The following is a 19,494-nucleotide window of genomic DNA, read 5'->3' as shown; positions in this document are numbered from 1 at the left end:
TATGCCGAGTCTTGGCGGGTTCAGCATCTCATGGCTTGAAATGGCCGACATCGCGGTCGTCGCGGTGATCTTCTACAGGCTGATCCTGCTCATCAAGGGCACTCGTGCCCTGTCGGTCTTTACCGGGCTCGTCCTTCTGCTGCTCATCTACTACTTTTCGGGCGAGCTCGGGCTGACCACCCTGCATTGGCTCCTTGCCAAGTTTCTCGATTCCATCTTCCTGGTGGTCATTATTCTCTTTCAGCGCGACATCAGAAACGCCCTGTCCCAGTTCGGGGCAGGGCGTCTCTGGCGCAGGGCTCCCGAGAGCGATCAGGGCTTCAATGTGCTGACCGCGTCGGTCCTGTCCATGGCCGAGAAGCGCATTGGCGCGCTCATCGTCATCGAGAAGAACGTCCCGCTGGGCGATCTCGTGGCGCGCGGTGTGGCCGTCAACGCCGACATGTCCAAGGAACTCTTGATGACCATCTTCCATCCGGACACGCCGCTGCACGACGGAGCTGTCATCGTGCGCAACGGACACGTCATCGCCGCCGGGTGCATCCTGCCGCTGGCGGTGGGGCTGCGCAAGCGCCAGCATTTCGGCACACGCCATCGCGCGGCCATCGGCATCACGCAGGAGACGGACTCCGTGGCGGTGGTGGTCTCCGAGGAGCGCGGAGAAATTTCCGTGGCCATCGGCGGCAGACTGACCACCGCCCTTGACGAGGTGCGCCTCAAGCGCGTGCTTCAGAAGGCATGGAGCAGATAGCCATGCGTGAGAACTGGCCATATCGCATTTTGGCGCTCCTGCTCGCCTTTGCCTGCTGGTACCTCGTGACCGGGCAGGACAAGGTCGAGACGTGGATCGAGATTCCCGTGGAGATTGTCAATACGCCGAAGGACCTCGTCGTCCAGTCCGGCGTGCCGTCGCGCATCAATGTGCGGGTGCGTGGCTCCAAGCCCATGCTTCGTGGGCTGGATGCGCGCAGCCTTGCCTATTCCCTGAACCTGGCAACGCTCACCCCTGGTACGAACGTCGTGACCATTGAACCGGGCAAGGTGTCCGTGCCCAAGGCTGTTGAGGTCATCGAGATCGACCCCGCGCGATTGACCGTCGAGGCCGACCGCCTCGTGCGTAGACGGGTGCCGGTGGAGCCGCGCTGGCAGGGCGATGTGGCCGAGGATTACGAATTGCTTGAGGCCGTGGCCGATCCGCTGGTTGTTCAGCTGGAGGGGCCGGAGCGCCTTGTGGAGCCGCTCAAGAGCGTGCCTACGCTGCCGCTGACGGGCAACGTGACGTCCGCCGGGGCCATGGTGCGCGATCTCGGCCTTGACCTGCCTCGGGAAATTCAGGCAAATCCGGCCTCGGTCAGGGTACATTTCCGCTTTGCGGAGAGAACCCGCCAGATGTGGCTCAAGATTCCCATCCGCGTGCTGCCCGAGAATTCCTCGGCCGCCGCGTCGGCGCAGGTGAAGCCCGCCACGGTGCAGGTTCAGGTGGAGGCGCCGGTGAGCATCGCGAGGGAAAAGGATTTTCGTGAGCGCTTCTCGGCGTTCATCCTGCTCAATTCGTCCATGGAGCCGGGGTGGCATGTGGTGGAATACCGCATCAAGATGCCGCCCGGCTGTACGCTCATCAAGGCTGTCCCGCAGAAGGTCGATCTGCGGATCAGGCGCAAGCCTGCCTAGCCTTGCCGTGGGCTGCCGCGGCCTTCTGGCGTGCGGATCGGCCTGCCAATTCATGATATAAAGAGGAAGTCGATGGCTAGACGGATATTCGGAACCGACGGTCTGCGCGGTCAGGTCAATATTTTCCCCATGCTCCCGGAGCTGGCCCTGCGTCTGGGCCTTGCGGCTGGGCAGTATTTTCGAAACGGCAAGAAGCACCACCGCGTGCTCATCGGCAAGGATACGCGCATTTCGGGCTACATCTTCGAGTCCGCGCTGACCTCCGGTTTCTGTTCTGCTGGTATGGATGTGCTGCTGGTCGGCCCCATGCCGACGCCCGCCATTTCGTACCTGACCCGGAGCATGCGCGCCGACCTCGGCGTGGTTATCTCCGCCTCGCATAACCCGTTCATGGACAACGGCATCAAGTTCTTCGATCGCAACGGCTTCAAGCTGCCCGACGATGTCGAGGACACCATTTCGGACATGATGCTCGATCCCTCGACGAACTGGGAGTACCCCGCGCCCGAGGATGTGGGCCGCGCAGCGCGTATCGCAGACAGCACCGGCCGCTACATCGTGTCCCTCAAGTACTCCTTCCCCCAGCATCTCACCCTCGACGGCGTGAAGATCGTGCTCGACTGCGCCAACGGCGCGACCTACAAGGTCGCCCCCCGCGTGTTCGAGGAGCTTGGGGCCGAGGTGGTCAAGATGGGCGTCGAGCCCAATGGCCTGAACATCAACGACAAGTGCGGCTCACTGTATCCCGAGGGCGTTGCCGCCCGCGTGCGTGAGACCGGGGCCGACATCGGCCTCGCCCTCGACGGCGATGGCGACCGCCTCATTGTGGTGGACGAGCAGGGCCGCATCCTCGACGGCGACCAGATCATGGCCCTGTGCGCCATGGATATGATGTCCCGTGGTGCGCTGCCCGGAAATACGCTGGTGGCGACGGTCATGAGCAACATGGCGCTTGAGGCGTTCATGAAGGAGCATGGCGGACGCCTGTTGCGCACCGCCGTGGGCGACCGCTACGTCGTGGAGGCCATGCGTCGCGAGGGCGCGATGCTCGGCGGCGAGCAGTCCGGACACCTTATCTTCATGGAGCACTCCACCACGGGCGACGGCATTCTTGCCGCACTCCAGCTCCTGCGGCTCATGGTCGAAAAGGACAGGCCACTTTCGGAACTGGCGCACCTTGTGGAGCCGTATCCTCAGAAGCTCAGGAATGTTCATGTGGAACGCAAGATTCCCTTCGACAGCGTGCCCGCCGTGGTCGAGGCCGTGGCCGCGGCCGAGCGCGAGCTTGGTCAGCATGGCCGCGTGCTGCTGCGCTACTCCGGCACGGAATCCGTGGCGCGGGTCATGGTGGAAGGCCGCGACGCCGCGCAGGTGGAACGCCTGACCGAAGAACTTGTCAACGTGCTGCGCGAGAGCTTGCGATAAATACGAAAAGCGATATCATGCTGTACGTACGAGCTTTTTGCCATTTCTGAAGGAGACAGCCATGAACATCACCAAAGTCGTCATCCCCGTGGCGGGATGGGGTACCCGCTCGCTACCCGCCACGAAGAATATCCCCAAGGAAATGCTGCCGATCTACAAGAAGCCCATCGTGCAGTACGTGGTCGAGGAAGCCATTCAGACCGGGTTGACGGACGTGATTTTCGTCAACAACCAGAACAAGACGATCATTGAGGACCATTTCGACTACAACCTCGTGCTTGAGCAGTTGCTCGAACGCAAGGGCAAGAAGGAACTCCTCAAGGAGATCCGCGACGTGGCCGAGATGGCGAACATCATCTCCGTGCGTCAGAAGGTGCAGCTTGGCCTCGGCCATGCCGTGCTGTGCGCGCGCGAGGTCGTCAAGGACGAGCCTTTCGCGGTGATGGTCGGCGATGATCTTATGTTTGGCATGGAGCCGGGCATCAAGCAGCTTGTCGACGTGGCCAAGTCCGAGCGCATGGCCGTCATCGGCGTGGTCGAGGTGCCGCAGGAGAAGGTTGACCGCTACGGCATCATCAACGGCGACGAATTCGCGCCCGGCGTGTTCCGCGTTCGCAGCGTGGTGGAAAAGCCCGCCATCAAGGACGCGCCCTCTCGCATGGCCATCGTTGGCCGCTATGTGCTCATCCCCGAGATTTTCGATCACCTGACGTCCATTGCGCCGGGCGTGGGCGGCGAAATTCAGCTTACCGACGCGCTGCAGTGCCTCGCTGCGGAAAACCGTCTGCTGGCGGTGCGCATGCGCGGTCGCCGCTTCGACGCTGGCGACTGGGCCGAGTACCTGACCGCTAATATCTACTTCGCCTTGCAGGATGAGGAACTCCGGGACGATCTGGTCCGCAATCTTCTCGAACTCCTGCCTTGCAAATAATCCGGCGACCGTCCATTCTTACCCCCGCCGGGCCAGTCCCGGCGGGGGTATTTTCATTATGAAGCTCTGGCATGTCGCGCTTCCCTGCGCACCCTTCTCGATTTTGACCTACGCGCATCCCGCCTGTCTGCCGGCCGAGTCCATTCGGCCCGGCCAGAGGGTGGTGGTGCCGCTTGGCCGATCGACGCGGCTTGGCATCGTGGTGCGCGAAGCCGTGGATGCGCCGCCGAACGTCACCCTGCGCGAGATCGTGTGGCCTGCCGAGCGGGAGGCGCTTCTCGACGCCCGCTACATGGAGCTTGCCGACAATCTTGCCACGCGGCAGATGTCCGAGCTGGGGAAGATTCTGGAGGCGCTTTTGCCCGCGGCGGTGCGTTCCGTGCGCATCTCCTTTCGCGTTTTCGATCCGCGCTATCCGGCCCGTCTGTCGGGCGCGGAACTCGGCGCACTTTGCGCGCAGGACCGCGTGGAGCTTGCCCGGCTGTGGGACGAGGGGCGCATGCAGGTGGTGGCGCGCTGCACCGCTGAAAAGGAGCAGGAATACTGCTTTCTGACGCAGGACCCGCCGTGGCCCGTGCGTCCGTCGGCGAAGCGGCAGATCGAAGTGCTCGAATATCTGTGGGACAACGGGCCGACATCGCGCACGGAACTCGTTGCCGATCTCGGCTCCGGCGTGGCGCAGGCGCTGAACACGCTGGTCGCCAACGCCGTCGTGTCCATCGGTCCGCCGCCGGTGGTCGATGAGCCGGAGGTCTGCGCCATAGACGTGCAGGAGAACGTGCCCGAACTGTCGGCCGAGCAGAGCGTCTGCCTCGACGACCTGTACGCCGCCCTCGATTCCGGTCAGCCAGCCACGCGCCTCGTCTTTGGGGTGACGGGGAGCGGCAAGACCCTCGTCTATCTCAAGCTTGCGGAGCGCGCCCTCGCGTCCGGTCGGTCCGTGTTGTTGCTCGCTCCGGAGGTGGCACTGGCCTGCCATCTGTACAAGGCGGTGGTCAGACATTTTCCGGGGCTGAACGTTCGGCTCTATCATGGCTATCAGCAGCCCTCGCGACGCGAGGACACCTTTCGCGAGCTGGCCGCGTCCGCCGGGCCGGAGTTGGTGGTGGGCACGCGCTCGGCGCTGTTCCTTCCCGTTGGGCAGGTGGGGTTGATCGTCCTTGACGAGGAGCACGACTCGTCCTTCAAGCAGGAGGAGCGGCTGCCGTACCAGGCCAAGGAAGTCGCCCATTTCCGAGCCCGACAGGATGGGGCGCTGCTCGTGCTTGGCTCCGCAACGCCGGACGTGAAGACCTTTCAGGCCGTGGAGCAGGGGCTCATCACCTCGGTATGCATGGAGCACCGTGTGGGCGATGGAACGCTTCCCGAGATTGCCCTCGTGGACCTGCGAAACGAGCGGCCAAGCGTTGGTCCGCTGACCCCGACGGCCGCCGCAGCGCTCACCGCTACGGTCAAGGCCGGGGATCAGGCCATCATCATGCTCAATCGTCGTGGGTATGCGCCGCTCATGTACTGCCTCGACTGCGGAGCCGTGATGCGCTGCCCCCACTGCGACGTGGGCCTGACCTACCACAAGAATCGCGAGCGCCTCGTGTGCCACTACTGCGGCGAGAGCCGGGAATTTCCGTGCCGCTGCACCTGTGGCGGTTCCAACTTCCTGCCCATGGGCGAGGGGACGGAATCCATCGAGGAGACGCTCAACGTGCTTCTGCCCGCAGGGACCGGCGTCCTGCGGCTCGACCGCGACAGTACGCGGCGGCCGGGGCGCATGGAGGAAATCCTCGACTCCTTCGCTCGGCAGGAGGCACAGGTGCTGGTGGGGACGCAGATGCTCTCCAAGGGGCACCATTTCCCCAACGTGACGCTGGTGGCCGTGCCCGATGGCGACATGGGGCTCAATCTGCCCGACTACCGCGCGGCGGAGCGCACCTTTCAGTTGCTGGTGCAGGTGGCGGGCCGCGCCGGACGCGGTGAGAAGCCCGGACGCGTGCTCATTCAGACCCGCGACCCCAACCACTACTGCTGGAAGTTCGTGCGCGAGAACGATTATCGTGGTTTCTTCGCGCGCGAGGTGGAGCTGCGGCGCAAGTACGGCTACCCGCCGTTCACGCGGCTTGGGCTGGTGCGCATGAGCCATCCCGTGGATTGGGCGGAGGGCGAGACGCGGATCATGGAACTCGGCAGCATCCTCATGGACCTCGGCATGAAGCTCGGGGTGCGCGTGCTTGGTCCCGCGCCGTCGCCGCTGGCCATGCTGCGCGGTCGCAAGCGCTACCAGTGCCTGCTCAAGGGCAAGGACTGGCCGTCTGTGCGGCGCGTGTTCGCGCATCTGAAAAGCCGCCTCTCGCAGCATTCGAAGATTCGCGTGTCCCTCGACCTCGACCCCGTCAACATGCTGTAGCACCGGGTTCCACGTGCGCGGGGCCGTTCATCCTTTGATCGATCAGGCGGATTGCCTTTCATGTTCGAGATAGTAGCCGTTGTATCCATCGTTTTCGCGGCGGCCTTTACACAGGGACTGGCCGGGTTCGGTTTCGCCTTCATGAGCCTGCCGCTCATCTCGCTGTTCGTCGATTTCAAAACCTCGGTCATCACGCTGGTGCTGCTCGCGCAGGCGCTTAACCTGCTCATCATGTGGCAGCATGGGCAGCGCCCGGCGTGGGACAGGATCATTCCGCTTACGCTGGCGACGCTGCCGGGCATTCCCGTTGGCGTGCACCTGCTGCGCGTCATGCCCGTGGCCGTGTTGCAGGGCACGCTTGGCGTGATGCTGGTGGCCTATTCGCTCTACCAGTGGTTCGCCCGACCCGTTCCGCGCGAGATAGGGCGCTTCTGGGTGCTGGTGACGGGATTCGTGGCCGGTTGCCTTGGCGGGGCGCTCAATTCGCAGGGGCCGCCCATCCTCGTCTACGTGTCCCTGCAACCGTGGAACAAGGACCGCGTCAAGGCCACGATGGTCGGGTTCTTCTTCCTGTCCGGGCTTTTCGTCCTCGGATTTCAGGCGTGGCAGGGCTTGGTGACGGCCGAGACGCTGCGGTTGTCCGGCTGGTGCCTGCCGGGACTGATCGTCGGGGCCACGCTTGGGCGCGCGCTCTACGTCCGTATCGGCGAGGGCGGGTACCGGAGGATATTCACGGCGCTCGTGTGCGCGCTCGGCGTGCTCATGATCGTCAAGAGTCTGGGAGGGGCATGATGCATCCGGAGTTCGGGAAAACGCTGATCATCCTCGGCGCGCTGTTTGTCGTCGTCGGCGCGTTCATGCTTTGGGGCGGGGACCGCATCCCCCTTGGCCGCCTGCCCGGTGACATCAATTTCGAGCGCAACGGCGTGCGCTTCTCGTTTCCCATCGTCACCTGCGTGGTGGTGAGCATCATTTTGTCCGTGCTGTTCTCCATCTTTCGCAGATAGCGCATCCGTCGCAACGGCGTGGACGCGAAGAGGCCCGGCTCCCTGTGGGGAGTCGGGCCTCTTCGTTTCGGAAACTGTGGGCGTCTAGAAGGTGTCCGGACCTTCGAGGGGCATGTCCCAGTCCACCTTGCCGAGGGATTTCTTGTGCTTGCGCAGCAGAACATAGACAGCGCCGGGGCCGCCGTGCTTCGGCTGCGCGGTGACGAAGGCCAGCACCACGCGGCGCAGCGGGTCGCGCGTCAGCCAGTTCTGCACCTCTTCGCGTAGCACGCTGCGGCCAAGCGGCGAATTGTTGCCGCGCCCAGTGACAAGATGCAGGGTCCGGTGCCCGAGCTGATAGTGCTTGCGTACGAAATCCACGAGCTCGTGGACGGTTTCCTCGGAGGTCAGGCCGTGCATGTCGAGGCTGGCCTCGACGGGGAAGCTTCCGGCGCGCAGGCGGTTGAAAATCTTGGGGTCGAGGCCCGTCACGTAGCCATGCTGGTAGCCGTCCGCGAATTCGAGCTGGTAGGACACCTCGCCGTGCAGAAGGTTTCGCAACTGCTCACGCGAGAGGGCGTCTGCGGGTTTCGCCGCCTCTGGGGCGGGTTCCACGCTTGCGGGAACGTCGCGGCCGCTGGTGCCGTCCATGGGCTTGACGCCCTGCATGGCCTTCATGAACAGGGAATCGTCCACAACCTCGTCTTGCGCCGGTGCGGGGGCGGCTGTGGGGCGCGGTGCCTGCTTCACGGGTTGTTGGGGCTGTTCTGGCGCGGCGGCCTGCGGGTGCGGGGCCTGCGCGGCGGGGGTGGATGCCTTGGGCGCGGACGTCTTGGATGCGGCCTTTTTGGCCGGGGCAGACGTTTTCGTCTTGCCCGCCGATTTCAGCCGTGTCGTGCCTGCCATGGCGTTCAGAAACATGGATTTGTCGAGAATTTCCGCTGTATTGTCTGCTGGCTTCGCGGGGGCTGGCTTTGGGGCCACAGGGGCCTTCTTCGGCCCAGTTCCGTCGTCGCGAAGCTTGAGGCCCGCCTTCTTCAGCACACTGAAGGGATTGTATTCATTATCGCTCACCGTCGTTCTCCTTGCCGTGGTTGTCCCGCAGCGGCACTTGACTGTCAACCCTTGCGGCGTGCGCATTTCCTCATGCGGGCCTTTCCGACTTCCCGTGGGGGTGGTAGTATGTCCGCTACTGCCGTGCGCAGGGGGCTGCATATGGCGGGAAGATTGGGCAATCCAAAAAGGAGCGCAAGATGAGCGAGGAACAGGTTCGCCAAGAGAACGGGGAGTGCGGGAAGAGTCATTCCGAAGTGCTCGACCTGTTCGGTGAATACATGAGGCTCCAGGAGCGCAACCGCAAGCTGAAGCGGGTGTCCGTCCTGCTGTCGCTGGCGCTGTTCGTGATTTATGCCTTCATGATAGGCAATCTCTTTACCCGGTTCGACACAAACGCCTTTGTCGAGCAGGTGGGCGAGGAACTGCTCGACCTGCGCCCGCAGGGCGAGGCAATGGTCCGCGAGGTGATTTCGACCAACCGCGACGAGGTGCTTCGGCGTGTCGACGCGGCGGTGCAGAAGAACCTGCCGCTGGTGACCGAGGCGCTGGATCGGGAGGTGAAGCAGCTTGCCGACGAGGCGAGCGTGATGCTCTACGAGCGGGTAAAGGGCTTCGTGCGCAACCAGTTGAGTGTGCATGGCAAGGCCTTCTTCGGCCAGTACCCGGAGCTTGAGGACGCAGGGTACCGCACGGCAGTGGAAGATCAGATCATGGATGTCATGGACCGCGCCGTGGCCTCGGTCGTGGACAGGGAATTCACTGGCATCGAGGAGTCCATTCGCGGCATCGAGGATGTGCTGAACATGCCCACCGTGCGGGCCGAGGTGGATGCGATCCGGGCGGACCCGGAACATTCCGCGCGGTTCACGCAGGCGTTTTTGTCCCTGATTGCCGGACCGTATGCCCGCTAGGAGGCGCGTCATGACGTACGAACACGATCGCATCATATCCATGGACCAGTTGCAGAGCGTGCTCGATGGCGAGGTGCGCCGCGAGCGTAGGGCCCGCAATCGCAACATGGTCCTTGGTGTTCTGGTTTTCGTTGGCCTGTGGTGGTACCTCGGGTGGATCCACTCCAACCTCGCGCAGATGATGGACGAGGGGGAGCTTGCCGCCCTGCTTGGGGATTACGCCGAGGCGGAACTGCTGCCCAAGGCCAAACCCGTGCTGGAGGAGTTTCTGCTTGAGCGGGTGCCTGCCGGGGTGGACGAGATGTCCCGCGCTGCGGTGGCGGAGCTGCCCGAACTGCGCAAGGAAATGCTCCAGGCCTTTGCCCTGCCCATCGAGGCCGAATTGGCGGAGCTTGACGAGCGCATGGCCGAGGAGATCGGCCGCGAGCTTGCGGACAGCCGCCCACGCATCGAGCGCATCCTGCGCAACCTGCCCGAGGATGAGCGCCGCCAGCAGATGGCCGAGGAATTGGCCGCACTGTTCCGGACGCACTACACGGTGCAGTCGCGCGAGATGGTGCGCGATTTCCGGCGCGACCTCGGCGCGGCCGAAAGCCGCATCCGTCATCTGTTGACCTCGCCGCCCTCCGAACTGACGCCGGACCAGCGTCAGCGGCGCGAACTTATCCTGCTCGCCATGGCCACGGCCGAGAGCACCTTTGCCGGTGAAGGATCGAGCATCATCGACGTGCTGCTGACCGCCATCTACGAGGGTATGGCTAGCGAGTAGCGCGGCGCGGACGCGTTGTATGGCATGGGACCGTTCCTTCGGGGGGCGGTCCCTTTTGCGTTGTGTCGATGCAGTGTACGGCATGCGGAATGCATGCGTTGGACGACGTGTGCGTGTGCGGAAACTGTCAATATGCGGCGTGTCGCTATCTCTGGACATGCGGCTGGCGAGCGGTTACGGATTGGTGAGCGCATGCGCCATGTAGCGTAATGCGTCATATGCACCCATCCAATGAAGGAGGAATACGCACGATGTCCGATATGCATGCCGACCGCAAGGCGGTCCTGTACCGTTTCCTGTACACTCTCGTGATCTTCATCGCGTTCGAGGTCGTCCGTCTGCTGGCCCAGCTTGGAACTCTGGTCCAGTACGGCATCCTGCTTGCCACCCGCAAGCACAGCGAGCCGTTGCGCACGTTCTGCAACACCATGTCGCGCTACGCCTACCTGTGCCTGCGCTACATGACGCTCAACTCCAACGCGCGTCCCTTCCCCTTCTCGCCGCTGCCGAAGGACGCCGAGGCTCCCGAGAGCGACATCACCTACGGCAAGTAGCCGAGGTCATCCTGCACGCATGGCCCCGTTCCGCCTCGGCGGAGCGGGGCTTTTTGACGTCCTCGCGCGGGGGTTCACCGGATTGGGCACGTCTGTTACACTCGCGAGCATGCGACCGTTCGACTCGTGGGACGTGTTGCCGCGAAAAACATTAAAGATTCTGCCCCGGTCTGCCGAATACGTATCCGTACGGCTGTCGCATTGCCGATCATTCACCAACGAGGAGTCATCCGCACCATGTCAAATATTCTGCGCCGCATGGTCCTGACCGTTCTGGCTCTCGCGCTCGTGTGCGCCATGGGCACGGGCACGGGCTTCTGCGCGGACAAGGCCGTCTTCGTGTTCGACAGGGAGTTCATCCCCATGTCGTTCGTGCGCAACCAGAAGCCCATGGGCTTCGAGGTCGAGATATTCGATGCCGCCCTCGCGGGGACGGGCATCACCATCAGCTATGTGCCCATGAAGGACTGGGAGCGCGCGCAGTCCGATCTGGCCGGGGGCGTGGCGCACATCGCCTCGGGCATGACGCGCACGCATCTGCGCGACAGGCTGTTCATCTACCCGCAGACGCCGACCTTCACCCTCGCGCTCAAGTTTTTCGTCAAGGAGTCCTCGGGCATCACGGACGTGGGGGCCATTCGCGGGCGCACCGTGGCCGTCATTCGCGATTCGCTCTATCAGCGCCTGCTTCAGGAATTCGGCGGGGTCATCGTCAAGCTCTACGATAGCGGGGACGCGGCGCTCAAGGCGCTGGTCATGGGCGAGACCGAGGCCTATTTCGGCGCGGATCTCGTGACGTTCGACATCATCGGACGCGAGCACTATTCCGACCTGCGCGCCGTGGGCATGTCCCTCGCCACGGTGCCCGTCTACTATGCGCTCTACAAGGGGCAGGCGGACCTGCGCGAAACCGTGGAGCGTGGGCTCGCCCGCATCCATGCCGACGGCACCTACGACCGCATCTACCGCAAGTGGTTTGTGCCGGAGCTTTCCGCCGCCGAGATGACGGCGCTGCTGGAGTCCGCGCGCGGCGCGCGCGGCGCGGCCTATCTGCCGAATCGCGGCAAGGGCGGGGGCGCGGCGGTGCTGACCCGTACGGGCAGGACCTACGTGGCCGGAGACGTCAATGGCGGACCAGCGGGCGGGTACACGGCCCTCGAATCCGCCCTGTTGCAGGCCGTGGCGGCGGGCGATCTGGAAATCCGGGCCGTGACGGCGGTGGACCCGGAGGGCCGGGCGCGCATCCTCTCCGGGCGCGAGCGCCAGCTCGTGCGCGAGTTCGGGCGCGGCGTGCTGGTGATGTGGGAACCAAACCCCGGCGAGTATGACATGTGGATGATTTCGCGGATGCTGCCCTTTGGCGGCTCGGCAACGGCACGATGACGCAACGGCGGTCCGGACCTTCTGTTCGGGCCGCCTTTTCATGTGGAGCGAGTCGATATGCGAACGATCCTTGCTGCGGACATCGGTGGTACCAACGGACGCTTTGCCGTGTTCACGACGGATGACGGGCGAACCCTGCGCATGGGGGCCTCCGCGTGGCTCGAAACCACCTGCGCAACGTCTTTTGCGGAACTCGTGGGGCAACTGGCGCAGCGCGGCTTTCCCCTCGCCCCCAGGGACGCGGACATGGTTGGCATCGCCATTGCTGGGCCTGTGCGTGAGGGCGTGCGCTGCACGCCGCCCAACATCGCGTGGGACATTGACCTCGGCGGGCGCGATGCGGGGCTGTTCGCCCGCAGCGTGCTGATCAACGACTTCACGGCGCAGGCGCTTGCCTGTCTGACTCCGGCGGTGGAAGAGGCCACGGAGATTCTGCCCGGACATGCCGATCCGCAGGCCGTGGTGGCCGTCATCGGTGCGGGAACGGCGCTTGGTAAGGCGGCGCTGGTGCCGGACGGCAGGGGCGGGCGGGTTGTCCTGCCCACCGAGGGTGGGCATGCGCTGTTTCCCTTCGTTGATTCGGAGGAATTCGCGTTTATGGAGTTCGTGCGGCAGCGCACCGGGCGACGGATGGTCATTGGCGACATGGTCGTGTCCGGGCCGGGGCTTACGCTGATTCACGAGTTCCTGACTGGTGAGCGCCTGTCGGCGGCCGAGGTCGCTGCCGTGGCGGGGGCGGATTCGCGCACCATCGAGTGGATGGCGCGGTTGTATGGGCGGGCCTGTCGCGATTTCGCGCTTAGCACGCTTTCGCTTGGCGGCGTGTACGTGAGCGGCGGGGTGGCGGCAAAGAACCCCGTGCTGGTGACGCATCGCGCCTTTGCCGATGCCTTTCGCACGTCCGAAACGCATGGTGCGTTGCTGGCGGATATGCCAGTCCGGCTGAATGCCAACGAGGATTCCGGACTGTGGGGAGCCGCGTATGCGGCGGCGCAATTTCTCACATAGGAGTTTTTGACGGGAATTCAATGAAATCATCCGATATTGTTGTATATTTGAAAGTTCCCGCCAGATGGGAATATTCCGTGACTGATCGACTCTTTTGCCAAGAGGTATTGACATTTTGCTGTACGCAAAATAACAAAAGACAATGAGTATTTTCGCATGGTAACGGCATGAAGCAGTGGGGGGTAGCCTTGAAACGGTACATTCTTTGTGCGGTGGCATTGGCGGGATTGTGCCTGTGCGCCGCCGTCGATGTTCAGGCCAGGACGCTTGGGGAACTTCTGCCGGATATGCTGGCCGAACACGAGCGTTTGCAGGCAGCGACGGAGCGTCAGGACGCGGCGTACTTCCGCATGCGTCAGGCCAAGGCAGGCTGGTATCCGCGCCTCGATCTGACCGGCGACGTGGCCAAGGAGAATATTGAGAAGCGCGGATCGGCATTGACCTCCTACACGCGCAACATCGAGAAGCTTCGGGCGACCCAGCTCCTGTGGGACTTTGGGCGCACCAACAGCCTCATCGATACCAACAAGGCCGCGTGGGAACAGTCCGAAGTCCAACGTGTCGCCGTGCGGCAGGGCCTCATTCAGGAGGGCGTGACCGCCTACCTGAACTGCATCCGCTTCAGCAAGGTGCTGGGCTACGCGTTGCAGTCCGAGGAAAACATCAAGCGGCAGACGGGCATCGAAGAGTCGCTCGTTGAGAAGGGGGCCGGTCTGTCCTCGGACGTGCTGCAGGCCAAGTCGCAACTGGCCGGAGCGGCCGCTCTGCGCGTCGTGGCCGAGGGTGACCTCGTCAACGCGCGCAACCGCTTCCGCGCCGTGTTCGGGCATGACGTGGATGAGGAGAGGATTCGCGATTTCGCCGCCCCGGACGTGCCCTACGATCTCATCCCCGCCTCGCTGGACGACGCCATCGCCGCCGCCGTGAAGTACAATCCCAACCTGCTCATGCTGCACAAGAACATCGCCATGTCCGAGCAGGAAATCAGGCGTGCGCGCTCCATGTTCTACCCGAGCTTCAATGCCTTCGGCGAATACTGGCGCAAGGAGAACGATTCCGGCACGCCCGAGGTCAAAATCGAGCAGCGCGCTGGCATCGAGTTCAACTACAATCTCTACGCTGGCGGCGGCGACGTGGCGACCCTCAAGGCCGCGACCCACGCCCGAGGCGATGCCACCAACACCCTGCGCGATCAGGAGCGCCTCATCGAGGAGCTGGTCCGCGTGAACTGGCAGAACCTTCTCACCGCCCGGGCCAAGGCCGAATGGTTCCGCAATCAGGCCAACATCGAGGGCGAATTCCTCGAACTGGCCCGCAAGGAGCGCAAGCTCGGCAACCGTTCCCTGCTCGACGTGCTCACCGCCGAAGTGAGCCACAACAACGCCCTGAGCGGCGCGACCTCCGCCGAGGTTGATCAGGACCTCGCGGCGTTCAATCTGCTCTACGCCATGGGCGAGCTGGAACTCGACCTCTTCGTCCGTTAGCGCATCACGCCGTTCGCAACGTGCTTTCCGAAACCGGCAGGTCATCAGTCATTGCAATGACCTGCCGGTTTTTCTATTGTAGGGCGAACATCCTGCACTCAACACACCATGGCCGTCGATGAACGAACTGCTGAAACGATTCGGGCGTGACCGCATGCTCGCCGCGGAACTTGCAACCGCGACGTTGCTGCTCAATTTTCTCGCGCTTGCCGATACGGTGTTCGTCATGATCGTCCTGCGTCGCTACGTGGCGCATGGTTTCGACGGTACGCTCATCATCCTTACCCTTGGAACGCTTGTCGCCATTGCCTTGCAGTTCGCGTTGCGCCGTGTGCGCGAAACGCTGGCCGCAGGCGTGGACGCCGCCCGCGAACGCCGCGACGCTCTGCGCGCCGCCGAGGCCCTTGTGCGGGCGCAGGCCAGCGCGTTGGACGGATTCTCGGACGAACGCGCGCATGACATCGTTGGTGAGCTGGAAAAGGCGCGAGCCGCCTTCGAGCCTGCCTCGGTGTGCAACATGTTCGATGCGCCGTTCTTCCTGCTGTTCACGCTGGCCGTGTGGTTCCTGAGTCCCACGCTGGCGGGTGTGGTGCTTGTGGGGTCCGCGCTGACGCTTGTCTTCGGGCTGCGTTCGCTTGGTACCTCGCGAAAGGCGATGGCCGCGCTGGACGATGCGGAACGCGAGAACCGAGCGCTCATCGGTTCCGCGTCACACGCCGTGGACGCCGTGCGGACGTTTCTGGGCGGGCGCACCTGCCGCAGACTGTGGGAGGAGCAGCACGGGCGCATCTTCGCCCTGCGTCGGGCGCTGGCCGGGGTCTCGGGCCGTAGCCAGTCCGTGGCGCAGGGGGTGGGCGTCTTTGCCCGCGTAGGCGTGTATGCCGTGGGCGCGAAGCTCGTGGTTGAGGGGCATTTGAGCACCGCAGCCCTCATCGGCGCGAGCATGCTGGCCTCGTACGCCATCCAGAAGGTTTCGCTGTTCGTGCAGGCGGCGGAGCGGCTGGAGCGTTCCGCAGAGGCGAGCCGACGTGTGGAGTCCTTCATCGCCCTCCCGCGCGAGCGCGAGGGCGGGGCCGTGCCGGAGGCCTATGCCGGACGTTTGCGATTCGAGGATGTAGCCTTCGCGTGGGAAGAGGGCGCGCGCCCGGTGTTTCCGCCTGTCTCCTTCGAATTGAATCCCGGCGAGGTGCTGGTGGTTGTCGGCTCCAACGGGTCCGGCAAGACGACCCTTGTGCGGCTGGCGCTCGGCCTGCTGCGGCCCACGACAGGGACCATCCGTGTGGACGATTCGCCACTCGATGGGACGGACCTCGTGTGGTGGCGCAGGCAGCTCTGCTACATGCCGCAGGAAGCCGCTTTTCTGGATGGGACCATCCGCGAGAATCTGACCATGGCTACGGATGCGCCAGCGGAATTCGACTTGCAGCCGGTCATTGCGGCGGCGGGGCTTCGCGAGTTCCTCGACCGCAGCGAGAAGGGCGTGGAAGAGCGCATAGAGGGCGGCGGACGCAATCTGCCCCTCGGCATCCGGCGGCGGCTGGCGTTGGCCCGTGGGCTGGCGACCGGCGGGCGCGTCGTGGTGCTCGACGAGCCGACGGAAGGGTTGGACGCGCAGGGCATGAGGACCGTCTTCGAGGCGCTCAACGCCCTTGCCCGCGAGGGGCGTTCGATTCTTGTCGTCTCGCATGACCGCAATATCGTGCGTGGGGCGAATTACGTGCTTGATCTGGACGCGGGTGGCGAGGCGAAGCCCGTGCGTGTGGTGGCGTCTTCCGCCGAGGCGCAGCCCTCTGTCACGGCTACCGCATCCGATCAGGGAGGCGCGGCATGAGAGAATTCCTGCGGCGTCTGGGCTTGAACCCTCGGCTGACCATCCGGCTGGTGATGGCGACGGCGCTGGTGAACATCCTGTCTTTCGCCTCACCGCTGTTCGTGATGATGATCCTTGGCCAGTATACGGACACCGGCTTTGACGGGACGCTGGTCACGCTGTCGGTGGGCATGCTCTTGGCCATGCTGTTGCAAGTGGGGTTTCGGCAGGTGCGCGTGCGCATGGCCACGGCCGTGAGCGCCGAGCCGGACACGGAATTGGCCGGGGCCGTCTTCCAGATGCTTTCCCGAGCGCGCGCTTCGGCGCTGGACCGCGTTCCGGCCGCCTTTCGGCGCGAGCTTCCGGCGCACATTCAGGCTGTGCAGGCCGCCTACAACGCCCCCAACGTGACGTCCGCCCTCGACGCGCCATTTTCATTGCTCTTTCTTGCGGCGACGTTCCACTTCAGCCCCGCCGTTGGCGTCATTGGGTTGGTTGGGGCGCTCGCGCTCCTTGGGAGCGGACTGCTTTCCAACGCCCGCATGCGTCGGGTCGGGCGCGAGTTGCAACGGGCCAATGCCGTGCATGCCAGCCTCGTCGGTGCGGCGCGAAGCGGTGCTGACACGGTGCGCGCCTTCTGCGGCGGGGCCTTCGTCATGGCCCGTTGGAAGGAGCAGAGCGAGACCGTGCGCGGGCTGCGCGACAGGCTTGGGCGGCTGCGCGGTTCCGCCATGAACGCCACGGTGACGCTTCCCGTTTTGGTGCGGGTGGTGGTCTACGCCGTTGGCGCGCGGGAGGTCGTCTTTGGCGAGCTTGATTTTCCGGGGCTCATCGTTGCCAATATTCTGGTGTCGCATGCGTTGCGGCAGGCGGCCATGACCGTGCAGACCGGGGCGCAGTTCGCCCGTGCGACGCAGGCCCTAGCCGAACTTCGCGAATTCTTCCGCCTGCCGCTGGAGCCGGAGGGCGGCACTGCCCTGCGGCGCTACGCCGGGCGCATTGAGTTTCGCGATGTCGCCTTCGCCTATCCGGGAAGCAGCGGTCCGCTGTTCGAATCGCTCTCCCTGTCGCTGCCGGGCGGGGCCGCGCTTGTCGTCCATGGTCCCAACGGTTCGGGCAAGACGACACTGGCTCGTCTCTTGGCCGGGCAGGTGGAGCCGACGCGGGGCGAGATTCTCGTGGACGGCATCAACATGCGCCAGCTCGCGCCGCAGTGGTGGCGGCAGCAGCTCGTTTTCGTGCCGCAGGAACCGACATTTCTGAATACGACCTTGCGCGACAACCTCGTTTCCGCCAATCCGGATCTTCCGCAGGAGCGCCTTGACCAGTTCGTGGAGCAGAGCGGACTGGGGCGTTTCGTTGCGGCCCTGCCGGACGGGTTGGAGACGCAGATCGTCGATTCTGGACGCAGATTTCCGCTCGGCATGCGGCGGCGCATGGCCCTTGTCCGGGCGTTGGCAACCGACGGGCGACTGGTCGTCATGGACGAGCCTTTCGAGGGGCTGGACGGCGACGGGGCGAAGGCCGCCGTGGCGGTCATCACCGCGCTGGCGGCGCAGGGGCGTACGCTGGTGGTTCTTTCGAGCGATCCGAACATCATTAGGGACCCTGCCTTCCGGCTGGACCTCGGCGTGAAGCCCGTGCCCGCCATTACGGCGGTGGGCGACGCTACGCGGCAGGGAACCCGAAGCGGGGTGCAGGCGCATGGGTGAGGGACGAGCGACAGGCAGGCCCGGCGAGAGCGGCGGGGCGGGGAATTCCCGGAACGCCGCGGCCCGTGGGGGCGCGGTTCTCGGACGGTTGACCGATGCCATGCGGGCTGGAAATGGCGGCCCGGGCGATGAGGCCAATCTTGCGGCGCGGATGTTTCTATGGCTGTGCGCGGCGGGGTGTGCGGCTTTCCTCGTGTGGGCCGCGCTGTTTCGCCTCGATATCGTGAGTATGGCGCAGGGCGAGGTGATTCCGAGCACCAAGCTCAAGAGCGTCCAGCATCTCGAAGGCGGCATCGTGCGCGAGATTTTGGTGCGCGAGGGCGACGCTGTGACCCCCGGTCAGTCGCTGGTCATCCTTGAGGAGACGAGCACCGGCGCGAGCGTCGAGGAATTGGCCGTGCGCACCACCTCGCTGACGGCGGAGGTTGCCCGGCTCGACGCGCAGGCCCGTATGCTCAACGCGCCAGAATTTCCCGAGGGCTTCGCTAAGGAGCACCCGGACCTTGCCGAGCAGGCGCAAAGGCTTTTCGCGGCCAGCCGCAGCCTTTTGGAAAGCGAGCTTGCCGAACAGCGCGAGAACGTGGTCCAGCGCGAGCAGGACATCAAGGAAATCCACGCCCGCAACAGGAACAACGCCGAGAGTCTGCGGCTGGTGCGCGAGCAGATTGCCCTGTCCGACGAACTCCTGCGCGACAACCTGACCACCCGCTACAAGCATCTGGCTTTTCTGCGCGAGCAGTCGCAGCTTGTGAGCAAGATCGAGCAGGACCGCGCGGCATTGCCGCGTGCGGAGTCCGCCCTTGCCGAGGCCCGCGAGAAGCTCGCCCGCATCGAACGCTCCTACCGCGAAGACGCCGCGCAGGAACTGCGCAAGGCGCGGCAGGAGCTGGAGGAATTCACCCAGCGCCTTTTGCGTTACAAGGACAGCCTGCGCAGGACGGTCATCCGTTCCCCCGTGGAAGGGGTGGTGAAGACCCTGCACATTGTGACCATCGGCGGTGTGGTCAAGCCGGGCATGACCATTGTGGACATCGTGCCGTCGAGTGACCGGCTCGTGGTGGAGGCGCATCTGCCTATTTCCGACATCGGCTACGTGCAGGAGGGGCAGTCGGCCATCGTACGGCTGGCCTCGCAGGACGCCGCGCGGTTCGGCAAGCTGCCGGGGCGGGTGGTGCAGGTCAGCCCGGACACCTTTACCACGCCAGAGGGGCAGACTTTCTATTCCGTACGTATAGAGACTGATGGCGATTCGTTCCGCCACGGGGAGTTCGAGTACAAGCTCATTCCCGGCATGCTGGTGCTGGCCTACATCCACACCGGCCAACGGACGGTTCTCGAATACCTCACCGATCCGTTCCTCGGGTCGATGGGGCAGGCCATGCAGGAACGCTGA

The 19,494-nt window shown here is 64.4% G+C and carries 17 protein-coding genes; 16 read left to right on the top strand and 1 reads right to left on the bottom strand.

Features of this window, described 5'->3' with window-relative positions; translation table 11 throughout:
- Position 1 precedes the first annotated feature (1 nt).
- From cdaA to GGQ74_RS05480, 7 genes are all read left to right on the top strand, one after another.
- Complete coding sequence (cdaA, locus tag GGQ74_RS05510; RefSeq protein WP_167940506.1) at positions 2 to 751, top strand: diadenylate cyclase CdaA; 750 nt, start codon at positions 2 to 4, stop codon at positions 749 to 751.
- Between the two features lie 2 nt (positions 752 to 753).
- Complete coding sequence (locus GGQ74_RS05505; protein ID WP_167940505.1) at positions 754 to 1,671, top strand: CdaR family protein; 918 nt, start codon at positions 754 to 756, stop codon at positions 1,669 to 1,671.
- 72 nt (positions 1,672 to 1,743) lie between these two features.
- Positions 1,744 to 3,096, top strand: a complete 1,353-nt coding sequence (glmM, locus tag GGQ74_RS05500) for a phosphoglucosamine mutase (RefSeq protein ID WP_167940504.1) — start codon at positions 1,744 to 1,746, stop codon at positions 3,094 to 3,096.
- Between the two features lie 61 nt (positions 3,097 to 3,157).
- Positions 3,158 to 4,027 carry a UTP--glucose-1-phosphate uridylyltransferase GalU gene (galU, locus tag GGQ74_RS05495; RefSeq protein ID WP_167940503.1) on the top strand — a complete coding sequence of 290 codons (870 nt, stop codon included), beginning with the start codon at positions 3,158 to 3,160 and terminating at the stop codon, positions 4,025 to 4,027.
- 58 nt (positions 4,028 to 4,085) lie between these two features.
- Positions 4,086 to 6,428 (top strand): replication restart helicase PriA, encoded by a 2,343-nt coding sequence (gene priA / locus GGQ74_RS05490; RefSeq protein WP_167940502.1) that lies wholly within the window; start codon positions 4,086 to 4,088, stop codon positions 6,426 to 6,428.
- Between the two features lie 60 nt (positions 6,429 to 6,488).
- Entirely contained in the window at positions 6,489 to 7,220 is a 732-nt protein-coding gene (locus GGQ74_RS05485; protein WP_167940501.1) for a sulfite exporter TauE/SafE family protein, read from the top strand.
- Positions 7,217 to 7,435 (top strand): DUF2905 domain-containing protein, encoded by a 219-nt coding sequence (locus GGQ74_RS05480; RefSeq protein ID WP_245168128.1) that lies wholly within the window; start codon positions 7,217 to 7,219, stop codon positions 7,433 to 7,435. The genes GGQ74_RS05485 and GGQ74_RS05480 overlap by 4 nt, the downstream gene beginning before the upstream one ends.
- A gap of 84 nt (positions 7,436 to 7,519) precedes the next feature.
- Here GGQ74_RS05480 and GGQ74_RS16470 read toward each other — a convergent pair whose 3' ends face one another.
- Positions 7,520 to 8,488: a Smr/MutS family protein gene (locus tag GGQ74_RS16470; protein ID WP_342448580.1), complete on the bottom strand. Its 969-nt coding sequence runs from the start codon at positions 8,486 to 8,488 to the stop codon at positions 7,520 to 7,522.
- Positions 8,489 to 8,667: 179 nt separating this feature from the next.
- On the opposite strand from GGQ74_RS16470, the gene GGQ74_RS05470 reads away from it, so the two are divergent.
- From GGQ74_RS05470 to GGQ74_RS05430, 9 genes are all read left to right on the top strand, one after another.
- Positions 8,668 to 9,381 carry a hypothetical protein gene (locus GGQ74_RS05470; RefSeq protein ID WP_167940500.1) on the top strand — a complete coding sequence of 238 codons (714 nt, stop codon included), beginning with the start codon at positions 8,668 to 8,670 and terminating at the stop codon, positions 9,379 to 9,381.
- A 10-nt stretch (positions 9,382 to 9,391) separates the two neighbouring features.
- On the top strand, positions 9,392 to 10,150 hold the full coding sequence (locus GGQ74_RS05465) for a hypothetical protein (RefSeq protein WP_167940499.1): 759 nt from the start codon (positions 9,392 to 9,394) through the stop codon (positions 10,148 to 10,150).
- 251 nt (positions 10,151 to 10,401) lie between these two features.
- Entirely contained in the window at positions 10,402 to 10,704 is a 303-nt protein-coding gene (locus GGQ74_RS05460; protein ID WP_167940498.1) for a DUF4389 domain-containing protein, read from the top strand.
- Positions 10,705 to 10,941: 237 nt separating this feature from the next.
- On the top strand, positions 10,942 to 12,087 hold the full coding sequence (locus GGQ74_RS05455) for a transporter substrate-binding domain-containing protein (RefSeq protein WP_167940497.1): 1,146 nt from the start codon (positions 10,942 to 10,944) through the stop codon (positions 12,085 to 12,087).
- 57 nt (positions 12,088 to 12,144) lie between these two features.
- Positions 12,145 to 13,095 carry a glucokinase gene (locus GGQ74_RS05450; protein WP_167940496.1) on the top strand — a complete coding sequence of 317 codons (951 nt, stop codon included), beginning with the start codon at positions 12,145 to 12,147 and terminating at the stop codon, positions 13,093 to 13,095.
- Between the two features lie 188 nt (positions 13,096 to 13,283).
- Entirely contained in the window at positions 13,284 to 14,579 is a 1,296-nt protein-coding gene (locus GGQ74_RS05445; protein WP_167940495.1) for a TolC family protein, read from the top strand.
- Between the two features lie 118 nt (positions 14,580 to 14,697).
- The gene (locus GGQ74_RS05440; protein WP_167940494.1) at positions 14,698 to 16,410 is read left to right on the top strand and encodes an ATP-binding cassette domain-containing protein; all 1,713 of its coding nucleotides are present in this window, start codon (positions 14,698 to 14,700) and stop codon (positions 16,408 to 16,410) included.
- Positions 16,407 to 18,101: an ATP-binding cassette domain-containing protein gene (locus tag GGQ74_RS05435; protein ID WP_167940493.1), complete on the top strand. Its 1,695-nt coding sequence runs from the start codon at positions 16,407 to 16,409 to the stop codon at positions 18,099 to 18,101. Before GGQ74_RS05440 ends, GGQ74_RS05435 begins: the two co-directional genes overlap by 4 nt.
- Before the next feature lie 100 nt (positions 18,102 to 18,201).
- Entirely contained in the window at positions 18,202 to 19,494 is a 1,293-nt protein-coding gene (locus GGQ74_RS05430) for an HlyD family type I secretion periplasmic adaptor subunit (RefSeq protein WP_167940492.1), read from the top strand.

Source organism: Desulfobaculum xiamenense, from assembly GCF_011927665.1.
Classification (GTDB): domain Bacteria; phylum Desulfobacterota; class Desulfovibrionia; order Desulfovibrionales; family Desulfovibrionaceae; genus Desulfobaculum; species Desulfobaculum xiamenense.
Note: the sequence above shows the minus strand (reverse complement) of the source record. Positions and strands in the feature narration are given on the sequence as shown.